The sequence below is a fragment of the Blautia sp. ZXY-1-C6 genome (assembly GCF_056339875.1).
Genome location: NZ_JBWJVQ010000099.1, coordinates 1 through 16724, shown reverse-complemented (window position 1 = coordinate 16724; position 16724 = coordinate 1). Strand labels below are relative to the sequence as shown.

The window sequence follows — 16724 nt, the reverse complement described above, 5'->3', positions numbered from 1 at the left end:
GTCATTACTGGCTTCCTGCGCCCTGTTCTTTTTGTGTCTGACTGTCTTTATCCTGCATTTCCGGCTTCGGCTGTAATTCTTTTTCTATCCGGTTCCGGTAATGGGTTTTCCTGCGGTAAAAATATTTTGTTACTTCCTGTTCCGGCAGCCATATCCCCGCAGCTTCTATCCGTTCCATAACAGCGGCAACGATTTCCCGGTTGTTGTACTTATGCGGCTCCTGTCCCTTTTCTATCCAAAGACGGCGGTATTCCTCATAAAGCCATGTACTGATAGTTTCTTTCTGCCGTTGCTTCAAATGCCGGAACTGCTTATCTGTCCGCAGCAGCTTCCCGTCTACCTTTTTATGATTTTTTGTCCCGATTTCTTTTTTCCTCTCTTTCCATTTCTTCAAGGGGAAACTGGGGGAGGGCTTCTATCAGCTTCATTGTGATATACTGGCGCATATCTTCATCAATTTCCAGTTTGAATGTTCCGTCCGGCTGACGTTTCTTTACAGTTGCCTGCCTGTCGATTTCGTCCTTGTAGCACATAAGCACCTTTTCCACCGCCCATGTTTCTCCGGTAACGGCGGCGCTTATGGTTTCATAATCGGGTATCGTTTGGTCTGCCATGTTTTCACGCTCCTGTCTATATTGGAATACCTTTATCCTACCACGCTTTTATAGATATTTCTACTGTAAGCGTTCGGTTTCCCTGCCCCGTTCCGGTTCTTTTTCCAGTCTTAAAATACTGTCTATGTTCTGTTTGATAACGTCGTATTCCTTGACCTGTTTTTTCAGCTTGCCATAATCAGTGTAAAGGGCTTCTTTCTGCGCTTGGAGCTTCCCGTATTCTTCCTGCATGGCGGCAAGATTGGGGAGCTTGGTAACGCCCGCCGCTTTCAATGCCTTTGCCGCCGCTTCATGGAGTATCAGACTGCTTTCCTGCTTTGCCCGGTATGTGTCCTTATCCTTTGCCCTGCGGTATGCTTCATAGACGGTTTTTGTTTTTTGGTAGGTGGTAACGTGCTTCATCAGCACCGCCATGTCTGCAAGACGTTTCTCCACGCTCTTTAATGCGTCTGCTGTCTTTTCATTTTCCGCATTTATTTCTTCAATCCGGCTGACTAAATCCGCGTACTGCTCAATCTTGTGTTCTGTCAAGAAATTCATAGTTTTTGCAGCCAGTTTCAGATTATGGATTTTCGCCCACTGTTCATAGCCCCGGCTCTCTTGTGCCTTGATACTACTTTCAATGTCGATAAGCAGCGATACGCCGCGCTGCTCTTTGGGAGCTTTCGCTGCCTTTGTGCGCTTGCCTGCAATCCGTTCTTTGATTGCTTCCTCTGTATAATCTGCACCGAGGGTTTTTAAGCGGGTAAAGCGTTCCTGTCCGGGAGCGCGGCAGGAGATATATTTTCCCGGTTTTATCTCATAGCCCGCCGCCTGTAACCGCTGCAATAATTCTTCAAAACTTGCTACTTGGGGGATAAGTGTATCAACGGCAATTTTTAGCTTGCCTTTCCAACTTGTTCCCGTCTTTTCCGCTTGATATTCTGCATAGCTTTTTCCCTTACTGCCTTTACCCGGAATGACAACGGACAGCCCGTTTTCCCTGCACAGCTTATCACTTATGTTCCGTATGCCGTAGTAACTGCGCTTATTGGAATTGTACTTATGGTAGTCAACAAAGTTGACCGCACAAAAAATGATATGGTTATGGATATGCCCTTTGTCTATGTGGGTAGTCAAGACGTATTCATGCTGTCCCTTTGTTACCGCGTCGGCAAGCTGTTTTCCGATTGTGTGGGCTTTCTCACAGTCCACCTCTCCCGGTTCAAACGATTGTATCAGATGAAAGGCTAAGTTGTTCCCTTTCTGCCGAGCCTGCGACAAAGTATATTCAAACTCAATATCTGCCGTTTCATAGCTGCACCCAAAGGAGGACACAAGCGTTTTCCCGTCTGTCTTATCCGGGTTTTGGATATAATCAAGGGCTTTGCTCAACGTGCTTTTAATAGGCTTAATCTTTGTAACCGCCATATCTCCGCAAGCACCCCCTTTATTTCCTCTATGTCCTCTTGGTAGACGCTGCCTGTCGCATTGACACGCTTTGCAATCTGATTGACGTTGACCCCGATTTTCTGTATCTCCGCTGTCATGGCTTTTATGTCGCTATGGTCTGTCTGAATGATATACCCGTCAATGGCAATCTTGCGAAGATACGCCGCCATATTTTGGGTAGGGACGAGCTTCATTTTCTGTTCAATCAATGCCCGTTCTTCCTCTGTTACATAGAATTTGATTTGTACTTTTCTTTTGCGTCCGTTCATGCAATCGTTCCTTTCCATTCCGAGGGTTTGGGACACTTCCCAACAAGCAATTTTTAACCGACGCACCGCAGGGCGGGAGGGCGAAAATACGGAAAAGGGTACTCTTTTCCTATGCTTGCTAAGAAACTTTCTCCCTTTATCCCTACTACATGGAAAATTTGATTTTGCCAAAGCAGGACAAAAGAAAAACGTCGCAAACTGCGACGTTTCAAACTGCTTTCTCTATGAAGAAACGAGGGAACTTTATTCCCCCGTTGTTTCGTTGTTGGCTTCCTCAATCCCTTTTGCGGTAGCAGACAGGATTTTCAAATCCTTTTCGCTCATGCCGTCGAGCATGGTATCAAGCTGACGGCGGCGGGTGGACTTTTCCTGTTCCCGTTCCGGGAAAAAGAACTGGTCTACCGATACGTCAAGCAAGGTTACAAGCTCATACAAAATCTGCAAACTTGGGTGCTGTCCGCTGTTCTCAATGGACGCGATATATCGCGGCGCAATGTTCAGCTTATCCGCTAACTGATTGCGGGAAATCCCCTTTGCTTTTCTTGCCGCTTTTATAGCCTGTCCGAAAGCCTTAAAATCAAACTTTTCTTTGTTCTGCTTCATAATCATTTCACCCAACTACATTGTATATTTCATCTCTCTTTCGAGATATGATTACACACATCATAGTATGGATAGAAATAGAGCATATCATACACTTGCTATTATTCGGTTATCCGATTATAATTATATTGATAAAGTTTGAGGAAAGGGCGGTTGAACTATGGAATATATGTCTTGTCCAGAAGCAGCGGAAAAATGGGGCATTTCTGAACGGCGAGTACAGATACTTTGTAAACAGAACAGAATACCGGGAGTTTCAAAAATCGGTTATATGTGGTTGATACCCAAAGCGGCAGAGAAGCCTACTGATGGACGTAGGAAAGGGAATAAAAAATAGATAATTCCTTACGTAAAACCTTACATCAAATGTAAGTGTTACATTGAGTTATTACGCAGTAAAATTATAACTGGTAAACAATCAACAATCCACAAGGCGAGGTGTAAAAATGAATTATACAGAAAAACTCTTGGAAGTGTGCGACTTGCATAAAGTTTACACAAAAGATGGTGTCCCCACAAAGGCTCTAAATGGGATTTCATTTAATGTTCTCAATGGTGAATATTTGGGTATTATGGGTGCAAGTGGTTCCGGTAAAACTACATTATTAAATTGTATTGCGACGGTAATTAAACCAACTTCAGGTCAAATTTTACTTTCAGGTGCCAATATAAGCTCTTTTGATGGCACGAAGTTGGCTGAATATCGTGGCAACAAGATTGGTTATCTATTTCAAGATTTTGCTTTACTTGATAATCTAACTGGTAAAGAAAATATTATATTGCCTTTATCAATTCATAATATTGACATTGTTACAGCGGAAAAAAAGCTAAAAGATATAGCAGATTTTCTTGGAATTACAGACGTTCTTTCTAAATTTCCGTCACAAATGTCGGGCGGTCAAAAACAACGCGTAGCTGCTGCACGTAGTTTGATTTCTGACCCCGATATTATTTTGGCTGATGAACCTACAGGTGCATTAGATACAAAATCAGCACGTTTACTCATGGAGAAGTTACAGGAAATCAATCTTAGGCGTGGACGCACAATCCTAATGGTCACGCATGACCCTAACGCCGCGAGTTTCTGTTCTCGTATTTTGTTCATTCAAGACGGTGTTATTTTCCATGAGTTACGTCGTAAAATTCCAAATGAAACACAGGAAGATTTTTATGCACGTATTTTACAAGTGATGGCTCGAATGGGGGGAGGAAGTGCAAATGTTCTTTAATCTCACATGGCGAAACGCCAAACGGAGCCGTAGCGAAAACCTAATTTATTTTCTGACAATGATAACAGCCGTAGCAATGTTTTATATAGTGCTTTCTCTTGGACAACAGGACGTAATACGTTTTTTAAGTGAAATTGAGAGCGACGCAGTAGAACGGTTGCTTACTAATCTTTTACCGACGGTTTATCTTTGTGCTTTATTATTTGTGTTCTTTCTCGTAGTATTTGCAAACAAATATCAACTTGAATGTCGTAGTCGAGAACTGGGGCTTTATTTGATGTTTGGAATGACAAAGATTAAATTATTTATTCAAATAATGACAGAGGGGCTAATCACGTCGTTTTTAGCTCTTTTAGGAGGGCTTGTATGCGGTGGCTTTTTATCCGAAGCTATAAGTCTTACAACCGCGCGTTTAGTAGGGCATGGTATCATTACACACCAATTAAGTTTTTCTGTAAGTGCCGCTATTTTCACATCGTTAGGCTTCTTGATTATTCAGTTTGTAGCATTGTTTGTTCTATGCGGAAAGCTGTTCCGTAAAGAGCTACATCAACTTGTTTATGGAGAGATGGCGAAAAAGCAACGCACAGGGAATCCATATGTAAGTTTCGTATCGTTTGCTATAGGCACCGTAATTTTGCTTGTCGCGTACTGGATTGTTGTAGAGCATTTTATGGCTGCGAGTGGGGCAATGCTGCTTATTGCCGTTTTACTTGGAATTATCGGAACAATTCTATTTATTCGAGGACTTGCAAGAATTTTGAGTATATGGGCAGCTTCTATAAAACACAAAGCCACAAGAGGACTTTATGTATTTACTTTACGGCAGTTGCATGAAAATGTCGTTAATAAATATATTTCAATCAGCGTAGCGTCCATTCTGATGATGCTTACTATTATGTTAATTACCGACGGCTCAGTGCGCATAATGTCATATGGAAGTGAATTGACACGAGGTACTTCTGTTTATGACTTTACTGTAATGGGCAACGACCAAATTGTTGAGAAGTATCTTTCCAACGAACAAATTCGTCCTTATGTATCAAATCTGAACCGTATGGAAATAGGAAATATAAAATCCACTGCTTCGGATGGGATAAGTTCTCCTGTTGATTGGTCGAAATTTAGGAAACAAATCGTGCAGCATTTACCTCAAGATGTAGTAGACCCTGCCACACAAGAAGATGGTATGTATAGTTTTGGCTCCGACCAACCTGCTGCCTTAAACCTTTTAGGTCTTATTGATACTGGTAGTTCTTCTCCTTATTTGCTTCCTGTATCTTCCTATAATCGGTTATTGGATGCCGCGGGAGAAGAACAGATTAGCCTTGGGAACAATGAAGTTGTCTATTATCTCAACCCAGATTTTTTAGGTAATGCTCAAGATGAAACGGTTACACTGTTAAATCAAATTGCAGCAGACGCACAGGCGAATAATGAAGCGTCGCTTTCTATCAACGAAAGACCATTTTATCTTGTTCCCTCCGTACCGATGAAAGGGTTGACCGCAGATGAAAATATCAAGATTATAACTGCATTGATTGTTTCAGATGAGATATATTCAGAATTTGTAAATTCAGACACTTGTATGGTTTATTGGAACTTTTGTATTCCTAATGAACTTGTTGAAACAAAAGGTTTAATGTTACCGATTATGGAAGCTCGTGATTTGTTAAAACCATCTGGTCTATATTACGAAAGCTATCTTAATAATTTTGGGCGACAATTATTTTATGTTATTTCCGGAAGTTATACAACACTATACATGGGATTTATGTTTTTGATTATTGCGTGTGCATTACTTGCCCTGCAATTCTTGACGCAAATGCAAACTACAAAATCAAGGTATCTAACACTCTCTATTTTAGGAGCACGACGTGAACAAATTAAGCGTTCTATCAACCAACAAGTATTATGGTATTTCCTGCTTCCTCTTATATTAGCGTGTATCAGCGGAGCAGTAGGGATATATGCCATGCAGCTATATTTATATTCAGGAGCGGAACACCTTGAACAGTCCTATCCTCTTTTAATTGCTATGGCTGTTATTGTTGTTCTTGTTATGGTAATTTACGGTGTGGCTGTTGCTCGAACAGCTAATCGTGAAATAGGAAAGCTCAATTACAAGCCCAATTCTTAACAGGCTTATAAATATTATGGGAAAGGAGGCGGACATATTGGCAAAGATAGTTGTGGTTGAAGATGATGTTTATATGCGAGAAGAACTGTTGAACTTATTAGAAAAATCGGGATATGATACGATTGGATTATCGGATTTTGAAAACGCAGTATCAGAAATAGCAGCATATTTTCCCGACTTAATTTTGCTTGACATCAATCTTCCCTTTCGTTCGGGTTTTGAAATATGTGAAGAGTTGAAAGCTAAACAGATTGGTACGGTACTCGTATTGACTGCAAGAGATAAATTGCAGGACGAACTGCACGCATTAGACTTGGGGGCTGATGACTATTTAACAAAACCTTGTAATATGTCACGTTTACTTGCCCGAATTAAAAATCTTCTTCGACGTAAAGAAGAACAGGTACAGCAAGGGTTACTTGATGGAGGTGGTTTTTTACTTGACCCGAATACCTTTACAATTTATGTAGGGAATAGCTCTTACCTTATGCCACCGAACGAAGGAAAAATATTACTTGCTCTCTTGAAAAATAGCCCTAAGATTGTTTCTAAAAAAGAATTATGCATTAGACTATGGGGAACAGAAGAATTTATAGACGAAAATGCATTACAAGTAAATTTTACTCGGCTGCGAAAAACGCTTCGGGAGTTTGGGCTTGAAGAACGTATAGAAACGGTGCGAGGGCAAGGATACCGTTTGAAAGAGCAGGTGGACATATGAATAAATGGAAAAATCTTTTAATTGCTATTTCTTCTAATCGAATTTGGTTTATAACATTTATGTGTTTGGATTTGTTCTTTATATTCCTTGCTTGGTTGGCTTACCCGGAATATTTCACAAGCTATGTTGCCTTGATAATTTTTGTTTCATTGGCTGCACTTACTATACCGATTACTATATCAATCAAAAAAAGTAACAAAGCTGATGTTGTTTTTCATAGTTTTTTATTGGAACCAGATGATACTAATGAATACTTACTATGTGAAATTGTACCCGCGTTATTACGTCCCTATGTTCGTGAATTGGGACAGCATTTGAGAACACAGCAGGAATATGTGAACGAACAGAAAATAAAGATTTCGGACTATGAACAATATATTGAAAATTGGGCGCATGAAATTAAAAAGCCACTATCGCTTATGACATTGTTATTGGATAATCGAAAAAACGAAATGTCCCCTTTAGTGCATACTCGTATGCTTTACGTGCGTGACCATGCGCGGCAAGATGTTGAACAAATCCTTTATTTTTCTCGGCTTGGTGCTGTCCATAAAGATTATTATTTTGAACCACTATCTATTCTTAGGACTTGTCGAGAAGCAGTTGAGGATAATGTAACTCTGCTTGAAGAAGCCGGATTTTCTATTGAGTTTTTGGGGAATGAATATCAAATTATATCCGACAAAAAAGGGCTAATGTTTATTTTAGGACAGATTATTAGTAATAGTGTAAAATATGCTGAAAAAAAATCTTCTCCCTTTCTTCAATTCTCAATCAATGAAGCTTCACAAAGTGAAGAAATCATCTTATCTATTAACGATAATGGAATGAGCATACCCATATCGGATTTGCCATTTGTTTTTGATAAAGGTTTTACCGGCGATACAGGAAGTTATTTAAGCCGTTCTACAGGCATGGGGTTATACCTTGTTCAAAAAATGGCTAATGACCTAACTATAAAAGTGGAAATACAGACTAATTCTTATGGTGGAACAACCGTAACCTTGACGTTTCCAAAAGTGGAACGTCCTTTCTTTCGGGAGGTGTAGAAATGCAACAACAGAGTAACGTAACAAACGGACAAAAGCAAAATTCTATTTTGGTATTGTTACTGAACTGGATAATTATTTTAGGAGTGTACCTTTTAATTCGTATTGTATTTATTGTTTTAGGCTTTCATTTATATACACCCCTTTTAGGCGGTTTACTTGCTATTATACCGTATCTTTTAGGAACAATATATTTATGGAAATCCTGTAATCAATACAAAATTTGGTTTTATGTATTGGCTATTCTTCTACCATCTATCGTTGAAAAAATCACATTATATTTGTTTGGCTCGTTTTTATATAATTTAAGTCCGACAAACATTGTTGAAGTTATGGAAACTATTGGTAACAATATGCCATATGTTAACTTCATTAAAAGTCAATCTGCACAATATTTAATCAATATTTCATTTTTTAATTGGACGTACATTATATGTAGTATTGTATTTTCTCTTGCTTGTGTTTTGTTTTTGGTAAGGCGAAAAAAGTGACTGAATAACCACAGAGAATAAATTTAGATATTGCAAATATTATAACAAATGGATATAAAATAGACTAAATCTGCCGCGCGACGGCAAAAGAAAAAAAGCCGTCGTAAAGCAGACATATTTTCACGCGCCTTTGAAACGGTGGCTTATGGAAAAGCCGCCGTTTCTTTTTGCTTAAAGCACTTTGACACTCTCTATCCCATGCAATCAGCAGGGGCGGTATATTGGGAGGTTGTCATTGTGAAAAAAGGAAAGAATGAATACATACAGATAAGGAATACCTTATCAAAAAAAGCCCGCCTCCTACAAGGGGTTATTGCGGCTATATATATGAATTGTCAAATCATCTGAATACTTCTTTTAATTCCTCTGCGCCTGTCCGAGTTTTTTCGGGCGGGCGTATTTTGCGTTTACAGAAGATTTTTTCAAAAACTTTGTCCTCTTTTTGGCAAAGCAAAAAGTCGCCTGTATTATCCCGCGAAAAGGGGAGGTACTACCGCCTTTCGGCAGAAAGGAGGTGAACACCATGACACCTAATCGCAGGGAATTTGAAAAGCAATGTGCGTTTCAAAAGTTCTGTAAATCAGTGCTGCACAACGAAGCGTGCAACGCCCATGAAGAAATTCGTCGGCGCAGAGTTCGGGAGGTTACTTTTTCCAACCTTGCCTTGCATGAGGAACGGCAACTTTATACCGTCGATAAGTATTTTCAAGACGAAGAAGCAGAGCCGTCTTATCAAATGGCAGGAAAAGAAATAACCCCAAAACTGCTACTTGAAGCTATCCGGGCTTTGCCCGAAGAACGGCGCAAAATTATACTGCTGTATTACTTTGAGGGATTGACTGATATAGAAATCGGAAAGCAACTCAATATCTCAAGAAGTACGGTACAGTATCGCCGGACAAGCTCCTTTGAGCAGTTAAAAAAATATTTGGAGGAAAACGCTGATGAATGGATTGAATGGTAAACCGACCGAGTACCCGGAAAATGCCCTTGTTCCCTATCCCGTTATTTTGGCGGCGAGCAAAGGCGACCCGGACGCAATGAAGATTGTATTGCAGCATTTCAGCGGCTATATAGCAAGTCTTTCCATGCGGAAGCTCTATGATGAGCGAGGAAATGTTTATTTTGGAGTAGACGAAGAAATACGCGAAAGGCTGCAAGCAAAACTGATGAGGGCAATCCTCACATTTAGGGCTGAATAAACCAACGCGGTATTGGAACGCTTCTCCCTTTTCCGTTCCATATCGCAGAACAGCTCTCTGCTCTTTGACAAAGAAAGCGGCGCAATAGAACGGCGACGCAGTATAAGGCAAATCGGATACGTTCCTTTTGTGCCGAGCCATGCGGTGGGTACGCCATGACCTTTTTCTTAACCGAAAAGCGAGCGAGAAATACCACACCGTAAAGCAGGGATAGCACCCTGCGGGCGATAACGCACAGAATATATAATGATACTTCCTTACAGCCATAGTCCGAGCGTTAGAAGCGTCGCAGGCAATGGGTAGGGCTTCGGCAGACCGCCGGAGGGGTGCAAGTCCCATGAGGTTACGCTAATAGCCGTCCGATTAAAGCCTATGTTACACATTAACTTTTGACCCATTAAGAAAGGGGGACGACAAATTGAACAATAACGACGTGCCGATTTGGGAAAAGTACACTCTTACCATAGAAGAAGCGGCAAAATATTTCCGTATCGGAGAAAGCAAGCTGCGGAAACTGGCAGAAGAAAATCCCGTCCCGGACTGGGTAATGATGAACGGAAACCGTATTCAGATTAAGCGGAAGCAGTTTGAAAAAATGATTGATACGGTGGACGCAATCTGATAGTGAAATCGAGCCTTGAATGTGGTACAATGTAGTCAAGCATATCAAGGCTCTTTCCATTATGGAAAGGAGCATAACGATGTCGGAAAAAAGACGGGATAATAAAAATCGTATTCTCCGCACCGGAGAGAGCCAGAGAAAAGACGGGAGATATGCCTACAAATATATAGATACCTTTGGGAAACCGCAGTTTGTTTATTCTTGGAAGTTAGTGCCTACGGACAAAACCCCGGCAGGAAAGCGCGACGATATAGCGTTGAGGGAAAAAGAGAAAGAAATCCAAAAAGACCTTGACGACGGTATCGACCATATCGGAAAGAAAATGACTGTCTGCCAACTCTACGCAAAGCAGATACGCCACCGGGCAAATGTGCGGCATGGTACAAAGCAGGGGCGAAAACAGCTCATGCGGATTTTGCAGGAGGATAAACTTGGAGCCTGCCGGATTGAAAATGTGAAGCTCTCCGACGCAAAGGAATGGGCGTTACGCATGAAAGAAAAAGGTTACGGCTTCAAAACTATCAACAACCACAAGCGTTCCTTAAAGGCTGCCTTTTACACAGCCATACAGGACGATTGTATTCGTAAAAATCCGTTTGACTTCCAGTTGAACACAGTCCTTGAAGATGATACAGAACCAAAGGAACCTCTATCCCCTACGCAGGAAGCGGCTTTCTTGTCCTTTGTGCAGCATGATAAAGTCTATCAGAAATACTACGACGAGATTATCATACTGTTAGGGACAGGGCTTCGCATTTCGGAACTCTGCGGATTGACGGAAGCTGACATTGACTTAGACAAACAGCTTATCCATGTAGACCACCAACTTTTGAAGATTGCAGACGTGGGCTACTATGTGGAAACACCTAAGACGAAAAGCGGCAACCGGGTTATTCCTATGAGTGAAAAAGTGTTGGAAGCATTTCAGCGGGTGCTGAACAAACGGAAATATGCACAGCCTGTTATTTTGGAGGGCTACACAAAGTTTCTGTTCCTTAACCGGAACGGCTTGCCAAAAGTGGCGGTCAACTATGAAAGTATGTTCCGGGGGCTTGTAAGGAAATACAACAAAACGCAAAAGGTAGCATTGCCAAAGGTAATGACACCGCACACCTTACGCCACACATTCTGCACCACGTTAGCAAATGCAGGAATGAACCCAAAGGCATTACAGTACATCATGGGACATTCTAACATCAACATGACACTGAACTATTACGCGCATACGACTTCCGAAACGTCGATAACAGAAATGAAGCGGCTGATTGCATAAGTAGTAAACGGAGAATTTACTACTCCACATACTACTTTTGAACATCAAAACATACGGGGATATAAGAAGATTTGAGAATATCTTCCATAACGAAAAATGCCGGAAAAGCCTGTAACAATAGGCTATACCGGCATATAAGAACTTTTGAAAAGATAGTCAAAAATTACTTTGTGATTTCTTAAAAAATCAGTATATAGCATTATCTTGCAACAAAAATGTCCTGTCCTGTGCAGGGCATTTTTTGTTTTTCTTAAAATGTCTTGTTTCTTGCCAAACATGTCCAGATTGCCCTGTGCTATAGTAACGTTATCAAGAAAACGTGAGAAACGTAAAAAGAAATGGAGGATTTTTACAATGAGAAAGAAAGTCGTATCTGCAATTCTTTGTGCATCAATGGTAGCAGGAATGGTAGTTATCCCGGGTGTAGCTGTTAAAGCGGATGATAAGAAACTGATCGGTGTTACAATGCCTACCAAAGACCTTCAGAGATGGAATCAGGATGGCGAGAACATGAAGAAAGAGCTGGAAGCAGCAGGCTACGAAGTAGACCTTCAGTATGCATCTAACGATGTAAGCACACAGGTTTCACAGCTTGAGAACCAGGTAGCCAACGGATGTGATCTTCTGGTTGTTGCATCTATCGACGGAAGCAGCCTTGGAGAGCCTCTGAAACAGGCAAAAGAAGCAGGAATCCCGGTTATCTCCTATGACCGTCTGCTTATGAACTCCGATGCAGTTACATACTATGCAACATTTGATAACTACAAAGTAGGCCAGAAACAGGGCGAATACTTAGTAGATGCACTTGATCTTGACAATCAGGACGGACCGTTCAACATCGAGCTGTTCACAGGTGATCCTGGTGACAACAACTGTAACTTCTTCTTCGGCGGAGCAATGGATGTCCTTCAGAAATACATCGACGAAGGCAAACTGGTAGTTAAATCCGGACAGACAGAGTTCGAGCAGGTTGCAACTGCTAACTGGGACAGTGCAAAAGCTCAGGACAGAATGGATACAATCATCGCTGGTAACTACTCTGACGGAACAAACCTTGACGCAGTTCTCTGCTCCAACGACTCCACAGCACTTGGTGTAGAAAACGCACTTGCAGCTTCCTACACAGGAGAGTATCCGATCATCACTGGTCAGGACTGTGATACACCAAACGTTAAGAACCTTGTAGCAGGAAAACAGGCTATGTCCGTATTCAAAGATACACGTGCTCTTGCATCTGCAGTAGTTAACATGGTTGACGCTATCATGAAAGGCGAAGAACCGGAGATCAACGATACAGAATCTTATGACAACGGCACAGGCGTTATCCCGACATACCTTTGCGATCCGGTTGTTGTAACTGTTGATAATTACAAAGAAATGCTGATTGATTCCGGATATTATACAGAGGATCAGATTAAATAATAAGAATTAACAAACTGTACAGGCGGGCGCAGTTCCCGCCTGTATTAATCAGTAATAAGTATTTATCTTACAAGAAGAACTATCTTAGAGAAATCTATCTTGGAAGAAATTTCCGTTTCTTTCCAAGACGTACTTAAATGCTTTGTTATGGAAAGGGAGGGAAATAGAAATTGGCTAAGATACTTTTGGAAATGAAGAATATCACCAAAACTTTCCCGGGTGTAAAGGCACTGGATAACGTAAATCTTCAGGTAGAAGAAGGCGAGATCCACGCACTGGTAGGTGAGAACGGTGCCGGAAAATCTACCCTGATGAATGTATTAAGTGGTATTTATCCGTATGGAACCTATGAAGGCAACATCATTTATAACGGTGAAATCTGTAAATTCAATACAATCAAAGACAGTGAAGAAAAAGGAATTGTAATCATTCACCAGGAACTTGCGCTGATTCCCTATATGACCATCGGCGAGAACATGTACCTGGGTAATGAAAGAGGTAAATCCTTCTCCATCAACTGGAATGAAACCTATGGAGAAGCAGACAAATATTTGAAAATAGTAGGACTGGAGGAATCCTCCAGAACTTTGATCAAGGATATTGGTGTAGGTAAACAGCAGCTGGTAGAAATCGCGAAAGCACTGGCGAAACATGCGAAACTCCTGATCCTGGATGAGCCGACAGCATCTCTGAATGAAGATGACTCTCAGGCACTGCTGGATCTGCTGTTGAAATTTAAAGAACAGGGAATGACATCGATTATCATTTCCCATAAATTAAATGAAATCTCTTATGTAGCGGATAAGATCACAGTTATCCGTGACGGCTCTACCATTGAGACTCTGGATAAGAAAGTAGATGACTTTTCAGAGCAGCGTATCATTCAGGGTATGGTTGGCCGTGAGATGACAGACCGATTCCCGAAACGCCCAGATGTAAGAGTCGGAGCTGTTTCCATGGAAGTGAAGAACTGGACTGTTTATCATCCGTTGTACTCAGAACGTAAAGTAGTAGACAATGTATCATTTAAGATCCATAAAGGGGAAGTAGTGGGTATTTCCGGACTGATGGGTGCAGGACGTACAGAGCTTGCCATGAGTATCTTCGGAAAGAGCTATGGAACCAAGATTTCCGGTCAGATCTTTATGAACGGAAAAGAAGTGAAACTGAACACTGTACAGGAAGCAATCGATAATAAACTTGCTTATGTTACAGAGGACAGAAAAGGAAACGGACTGATCCTTTCCAAATCCATCAAAATGAACACATCACTTGCAAATATGAAAGGCATCAGCAATGGACAGGTGATCGATGCAGATAAAGAGTATGCAGTAGCCGAAGAATACAGGAAAAAGCTGAAAACAAAATGTCCATCTGTTGAGCAGAATGTAGGTAACTTAAGTGGTGGTAACCAGCAGAAAGTCCTTCTTGCGAAATGGATGTTCGCAGAACCGGATATTCTGATCCTGGATGAGCCTACTCGTGGTATCGACGTAGGTGCGAAGTACGAAATTTACTGTATTATCAACGATCTGGTTGCAGCAGGCAAATCTGTTATCATGATCTCTTCTGAACTTCCGGAAGTACTGGGAATGTCAGACAGAATCTATATCATGAATGAAGGCAAGTTCGTAGGAGAAGTCAGCAAAGAAGAGGCAACCTCCGAACTGATCATGTCAAAGATCGTAAAATCAGGAAAAGGAGCGTAAAGAAGATGGAGAAAAAGCTTAGTTTTTCAGAAGTATTAAAGAAATATACCATGGTGATCGTTCTGGTTCTGGTAGTCATCATGTTTACAGCAAACACCAAAGGTGTTATGCTTCTGCCGCAGAACGTAAATAACCTTGTAGCTCAGAACGCATATGTATTTATCCTTGCAACAGGTATGTTGTTCTGTATCTTAACTGGTGGTAACATCGACCTTTCTGTTGGTTCTGTTGTATGTTTCGTTGCAGCAGTCGGCGGTAAGATGATGGTTCTCAATAATATGAATCCATATCTTACAATGCTTGTTATGCTGATCACAGGTATTGCAATCGGTGCATGGCAGGGATTCTGGATTGCTTATGTACGAATCCCACCGTTTATCGTAACTCTGGCAGGTATGCTTGCGTTCCGTGGTTTATCAAACGTAGTCCTTCAGGGACAGACACTGGCTCCAATGCCTGATTCTTATCTGGCACTGTTTAACAATTACATTCCTGATTTTGTTGGCAAAGAAGGATTTAATGTTACATGTTTTGCAGTTGGTATCATTGTTTGTATTGTTTATGTTTTACTTGTAATGAAAAATCGTGCAGACCGTGCGAAAAAGGGTTACAGTGTGGAAGCTTTTGGCGGTGCGGCAGTTAAGATGGTCCTGATCTGTGCAGTTGTTCTGGCATTTATGTTCCGTCTGGCTCAGTATAAAGGTATTCCGAACTCTCTGGTTTGGGTTGCTGTGATTATTGCGATTTATACATATATTGCTTCCAAAACTACTACAGGTCGTTATTTCTATGCAGTTGGTGGTAATGAGAAGGCTACGAAACTTTCCGGTATCAATACTAATAAAGTTTATTTTCTGGCTTATTTAAACATGGGTCTTCTGGCAGCTATCGCAGGTATGGTTACCATGGCGCGTCTGAATTCAGCTAACCCGCAGGCAGGTACAAACTTTGAGATGGATGCGATTGGTTCCTGTTTCATTGGTGGTGCTTCTGCCTATGGTGGAACCGGTACTGTTCCCGGAGTTATCATTGGTGCTCTTCTGATGGGTGTTCTGAACTTAGGTATGAGTATTATGGGTATTGACCAGAATATTCAGAAGGTTGTTAAGGGACTTGTACTTCTGGCAGCGGTTATCTTTGATGTTGTCAGCAAGAGAAAATCTTTTATCGTAAAATAAAAAATTGAATTTCTCCTTGAAATGGAATCTTTTTGCAGGGCTTGCCAAGATGCAGGCTCTGTTTTTTTTATTAAGGGACGCGCAGAAAAATAGTTTGTTTCGTGTGCGGTTTCGGACACTAAGATATTCTAGGCCACAAAAAATCTGCTAAAAGCATGAGAAAACAGAGCCAAACTCGCCTGCGGCTCAGACAGTGTCTCTGTTTTCTCATAACGCAGATTTTTTCTGACCAAGAATATCTAAGTATCCTGCAAATGCACGCGAAACAAACTATTTTTCTGTGCTGGTTACTGGCTGGGGAGGAGAGGTGTGTCTTATAGCAATCCTCTGAAATAATAAATGTGCTTGAGAAATGGGTGGGGGTGGAAGTATAATGTGGGGGAAGATTTTTTACGAAATGAGGAGAGAGTTGTTATGAGATATAATTCAGTGTTGGATCTGCATACACATACTTTGGTGAGTGGACATGCATATTGTTCACTTAGGGAGATGGCGAAGGCAGCTTCTAAGAAAGGACTGGAGGTTCTGGGGATTACGGAGCATGCGCCTGCTATGCCGGGAACCTGTCATAAGTATTATTTTGAGAATCTGAAAATTGTGCCCAGGGAGATGTATGGGATTCAGTTGCTTCTGGGGTCCGAGGTGAATATTCTGGATGCGCAGGGAACTGTGGATCTGGCGCAGCGGACGTTGGAGAGGATGGATGTGGTGATCGCCAGTCTGCATATGCCATGCATGAAGCCGGGGTCTAAGCTGGAGAATACAGAAAGC

General features: G+C 41.4%; 19 protein-coding genes. 14 read left to right on the top strand and 5 right to left on the bottom strand.

Going from position 1 to position 16724, the window contains the following annotated elements; all coding sequences use genetic code 11:
* Positions 1-4 precede the first annotated feature (4 nt).
* From AC075J_RS03735 to AC075J_RS03715, 5 genes are all read right to left on the bottom strand, one after another.
* Positions 5-298: a hypothetical protein gene (locus AC075J_RS03735; RefSeq protein WP_025579757.1), complete on the bottom strand. Its 294-nt coding sequence runs from the start codon at positions 296-298 to the stop codon at positions 5-7.
* A gap of 46 nt (positions 299-344) precedes the next feature.
* Positions 345-614, bottom strand: a complete 270-nt coding sequence (locus tag AC075J_RS03730; protein WP_015529202.1) for a helix-turn-helix domain-containing protein — start codon at positions 612-614, stop codon at positions 345-347.
* 60 nt (positions 615-674) lie between these two features.
* On the bottom strand, positions 675-2024 hold the full coding sequence (locus tag AC075J_RS03725; protein ID WP_117626625.1) for a relaxase/mobilization nuclease domain-containing protein: 1350 nt from the start codon (positions 2022-2024) through the stop codon (positions 675-677).
* Positions 1985-2314, bottom strand: a complete 330-nt coding sequence (locus AC075J_RS03720; protein WP_015529200.1) for a plasmid mobilization protein — start codon at positions 2312-2314, stop codon at positions 1985-1987. Before AC075J_RS03720 ends, AC075J_RS03725 begins: the two co-directional genes overlap by 40 nt.
* 243 nt (positions 2315-2557) lie before the next feature.
* A complete protein-coding gene (locus AC075J_RS03715) occupies positions 2558-2917 on the bottom strand; it encodes a helix-turn-helix transcriptional regulator (RefSeq protein WP_015529199.1) in 360 nt (119 codons plus the stop codon).
* Between the two features lie 160 nt (positions 2918-3077).
* Here AC075J_RS03715 and AC075J_RS03710 point away from each other — a divergent pair, with 160 nt between their 5' ends.
* The 14 genes from AC075J_RS03710 to AC075J_RS03645 form a co-directional block, all read left to right on the top strand.
* Positions 3078-3254, top strand: coding sequence for a helix-turn-helix domain-containing protein (locus AC075J_RS03710; RefSeq protein ID WP_015529198.1), 177 nt, complete (start codon positions 3078-3080; stop codon positions 3252-3254).
* A gap of 109 nt (positions 3255-3363) precedes the next feature.
* Positions 3364-4146: an ABC transporter ATP-binding protein gene (locus tag AC075J_RS03705; protein WP_118588191.1), complete on the top strand. Its 783-nt coding sequence runs from the start codon at positions 3364-3366 to the stop codon at positions 4144-4146.
* Positions 4136-6286 (top strand): ABC transporter permease, encoded by a 2151-nt coding sequence (locus AC075J_RS03700; RefSeq protein WP_118588189.1) that lies wholly within the window; start codon positions 4136-4138, stop codon positions 6284-6286. The genes AC075J_RS03705 and AC075J_RS03700 overlap by 11 nt, the downstream gene beginning before the upstream one ends.
* Before the next feature lie 37 nt (positions 6287-6323).
* Positions 6324-7007 carry a response regulator transcription factor gene (locus AC075J_RS03695; RefSeq protein WP_476390018.1) on the top strand — a complete coding sequence of 228 codons (684 nt, stop codon included), beginning with the start codon at positions 6324-6326 and terminating at the stop codon, positions 7005-7007.
* Positions 7004-8056, top strand: coding sequence for a sensor histidine kinase (locus AC075J_RS03690; protein WP_015529195.1), 1053 nt, complete (start codon positions 7004-7006; stop codon positions 8054-8056). The genes AC075J_RS03695 and AC075J_RS03690 overlap by 4 nt, the downstream gene beginning before the upstream one ends.
* A 2-nt stretch (positions 8057-8058) precedes the next feature.
* Positions 8059-8547, top strand: a complete 489-nt coding sequence (locus AC075J_RS03685) for a hypothetical protein (protein ID WP_015529194.1) — start codon at positions 8059-8061, stop codon at positions 8545-8547.
* 523 nt (positions 8548-9070) lie between these two features.
* Positions 9071-9511 carry an RNA polymerase sigma factor gene (locus AC075J_RS03680; protein WP_015529193.1) on the top strand — a complete coding sequence of 147 codons (441 nt, stop codon included), beginning with the start codon at positions 9071-9073 and terminating at the stop codon, positions 9509-9511.
* Positions 9492-9749, top strand: coding sequence for a helix-turn-helix domain-containing protein (locus tag AC075J_RS03675; RefSeq protein ID WP_006858660.1), 258 nt, complete (start codon positions 9492-9494; stop codon positions 9747-9749). Before AC075J_RS03680 ends, AC075J_RS03675 begins: the two co-directional genes overlap by 20 nt.
* Positions 9750-10167: 418 nt before the next feature.
* A complete protein-coding gene (locus AC075J_RS03670) occupies positions 10168-10371 on the top strand; it encodes an excisionase (RefSeq protein WP_009905235.1) in 204 nt (67 codons plus the stop codon).
* A 79-nt stretch (positions 10372-10450) separates the two neighbouring features.
* A complete protein-coding gene (locus AC075J_RS03665; protein WP_107571888.1) occupies positions 10451-11644 on the top strand; it encodes a site-specific integrase in 1194 nt (397 codons plus the stop codon).
* A 405-nt stretch (positions 11645-12049) separates the two neighbouring features.
* On the top strand, positions 12050-13066 hold the full coding sequence (chvE, locus tag AC075J_RS03660) for a multiple monosaccharide ABC transporter substrate-binding protein (protein WP_373217961.1): 1017 nt from the start codon (positions 12050-12052) through the stop codon (positions 13064-13066).
* Between the two features lie 170 nt (positions 13067-13236).
* On the top strand, positions 13237-14775 hold the full coding sequence (gene mmsA / locus AC075J_RS03655; protein WP_118339253.1) for a multiple monosaccharide ABC transporter ATP-binding protein: 1539 nt from the start codon (positions 13237-13239) through the stop codon (positions 14773-14775).
* A 5-nt stretch (positions 14776-14780) separates the two neighbouring features.
* Positions 14781-15953 carry a multiple monosaccharide ABC transporter permease gene (gene mmsB / locus AC075J_RS03650; RefSeq protein ID WP_118339250.1) on the top strand — a complete coding sequence of 391 codons (1173 nt, stop codon included), beginning with the start codon at positions 14781-14783 and terminating at the stop codon, positions 15951-15953.
* 414 nt (positions 15954-16367) lie between these two features.
* Positions 16368-16724, top strand: a 357-nt coding sequence (locus AC075J_RS03645; protein WP_476390017.1) for a PHP domain-containing protein, incomplete at its 3' end; no start/stop codon positions are given.

Coding starts and splice junctions, on each gene's coding strand:
- AC075J_RS03730 (WP_015529202.1), bottom strand. CDS start 614: ATGGCAGACCAAACGATACCCGATTATGAAACCATAAGCGCCGCCGTT.
- AC075J_RS03705 (WP_118588191.1), top strand. CDS start 3,364: ATGAATTATACAGAAAAACTCTTGGAAGTGTGCGACTTGCATAAAGTT.
- AC075J_RS03680 (WP_015529193.1), top strand. CDS start 9,071: ATGACACCTAATCGCAGGGAATTTGAAAAGCAATGTGCGTTTCAAAAG.
- AC075J_RS03715 (WP_015529199.1), bottom strand. CDS start 2,917: ATGAAGCAGAACAAAGAAAAGTTTGATTTTAAGGCTTTCGGACAGGCT.
- AC075J_RS03675 (WP_006858660.1), top strand. CDS start 9,492: ATGAATGGATTGAATGGTAAACCGACCGAGTACCCGGAAAATGCCCTT.
- AC075J_RS03700 (WP_118588189.1), top strand. CDS start 4,136: ATGTTCTTTAATCTCACATGGCGAAACGCCAAACGGAGCCGTAGCGAA.
- AC075J_RS03710 (WP_015529198.1), top strand. CDS start 3,078: ATGGAATATATGTCTTGTCCAGAAGCAGCGGAAAAATGGGGCATTTCT.
- AC075J_RS03720 (WP_015529200.1), bottom strand. CDS start 2,314: ATGAACGGACGCAAAAGAAAAGTACAAATCAAATTCTATGTAACAGAG.
- AC075J_RS03685 (WP_015529194.1), top strand. CDS start 8,059: ATGCAACAACAGAGTAACGTAACAAACGGACAAAAGCAAAATTCTATT.
- AC075J_RS03690 (WP_015529195.1), top strand. CDS start 7,004: ATGAATAAATGGAAAAATCTTTTAATTGCTATTTCTTCTAATCGAATT.
- AC075J_RS03725 (WP_117626625.1), bottom strand. CDS start 2,024: ATGGCGGTTACAAAGATTAAGCCTATTAAAAGCACGTTGAGCAAAGCC.
- mmsB (WP_118339250.1), top strand. CDS start 14,781: ATGGAGAAAAAGCTTAGTTTTTCAGAAGTATTAAAGAAATATACCATG.
- AC075J_RS03665 (WP_107571888.1), top strand. CDS start 10,451: ATGTCGGAAAAAAGACGGGATAATAAAAATCGTATTCTCCGCACCGGA.
- chvE (WP_373217961.1), top strand. CDS start 12,050: ATGGTAGTTATCCCGGGTGTAGCTGTTAAAGCGGATGATAAGAAACTG.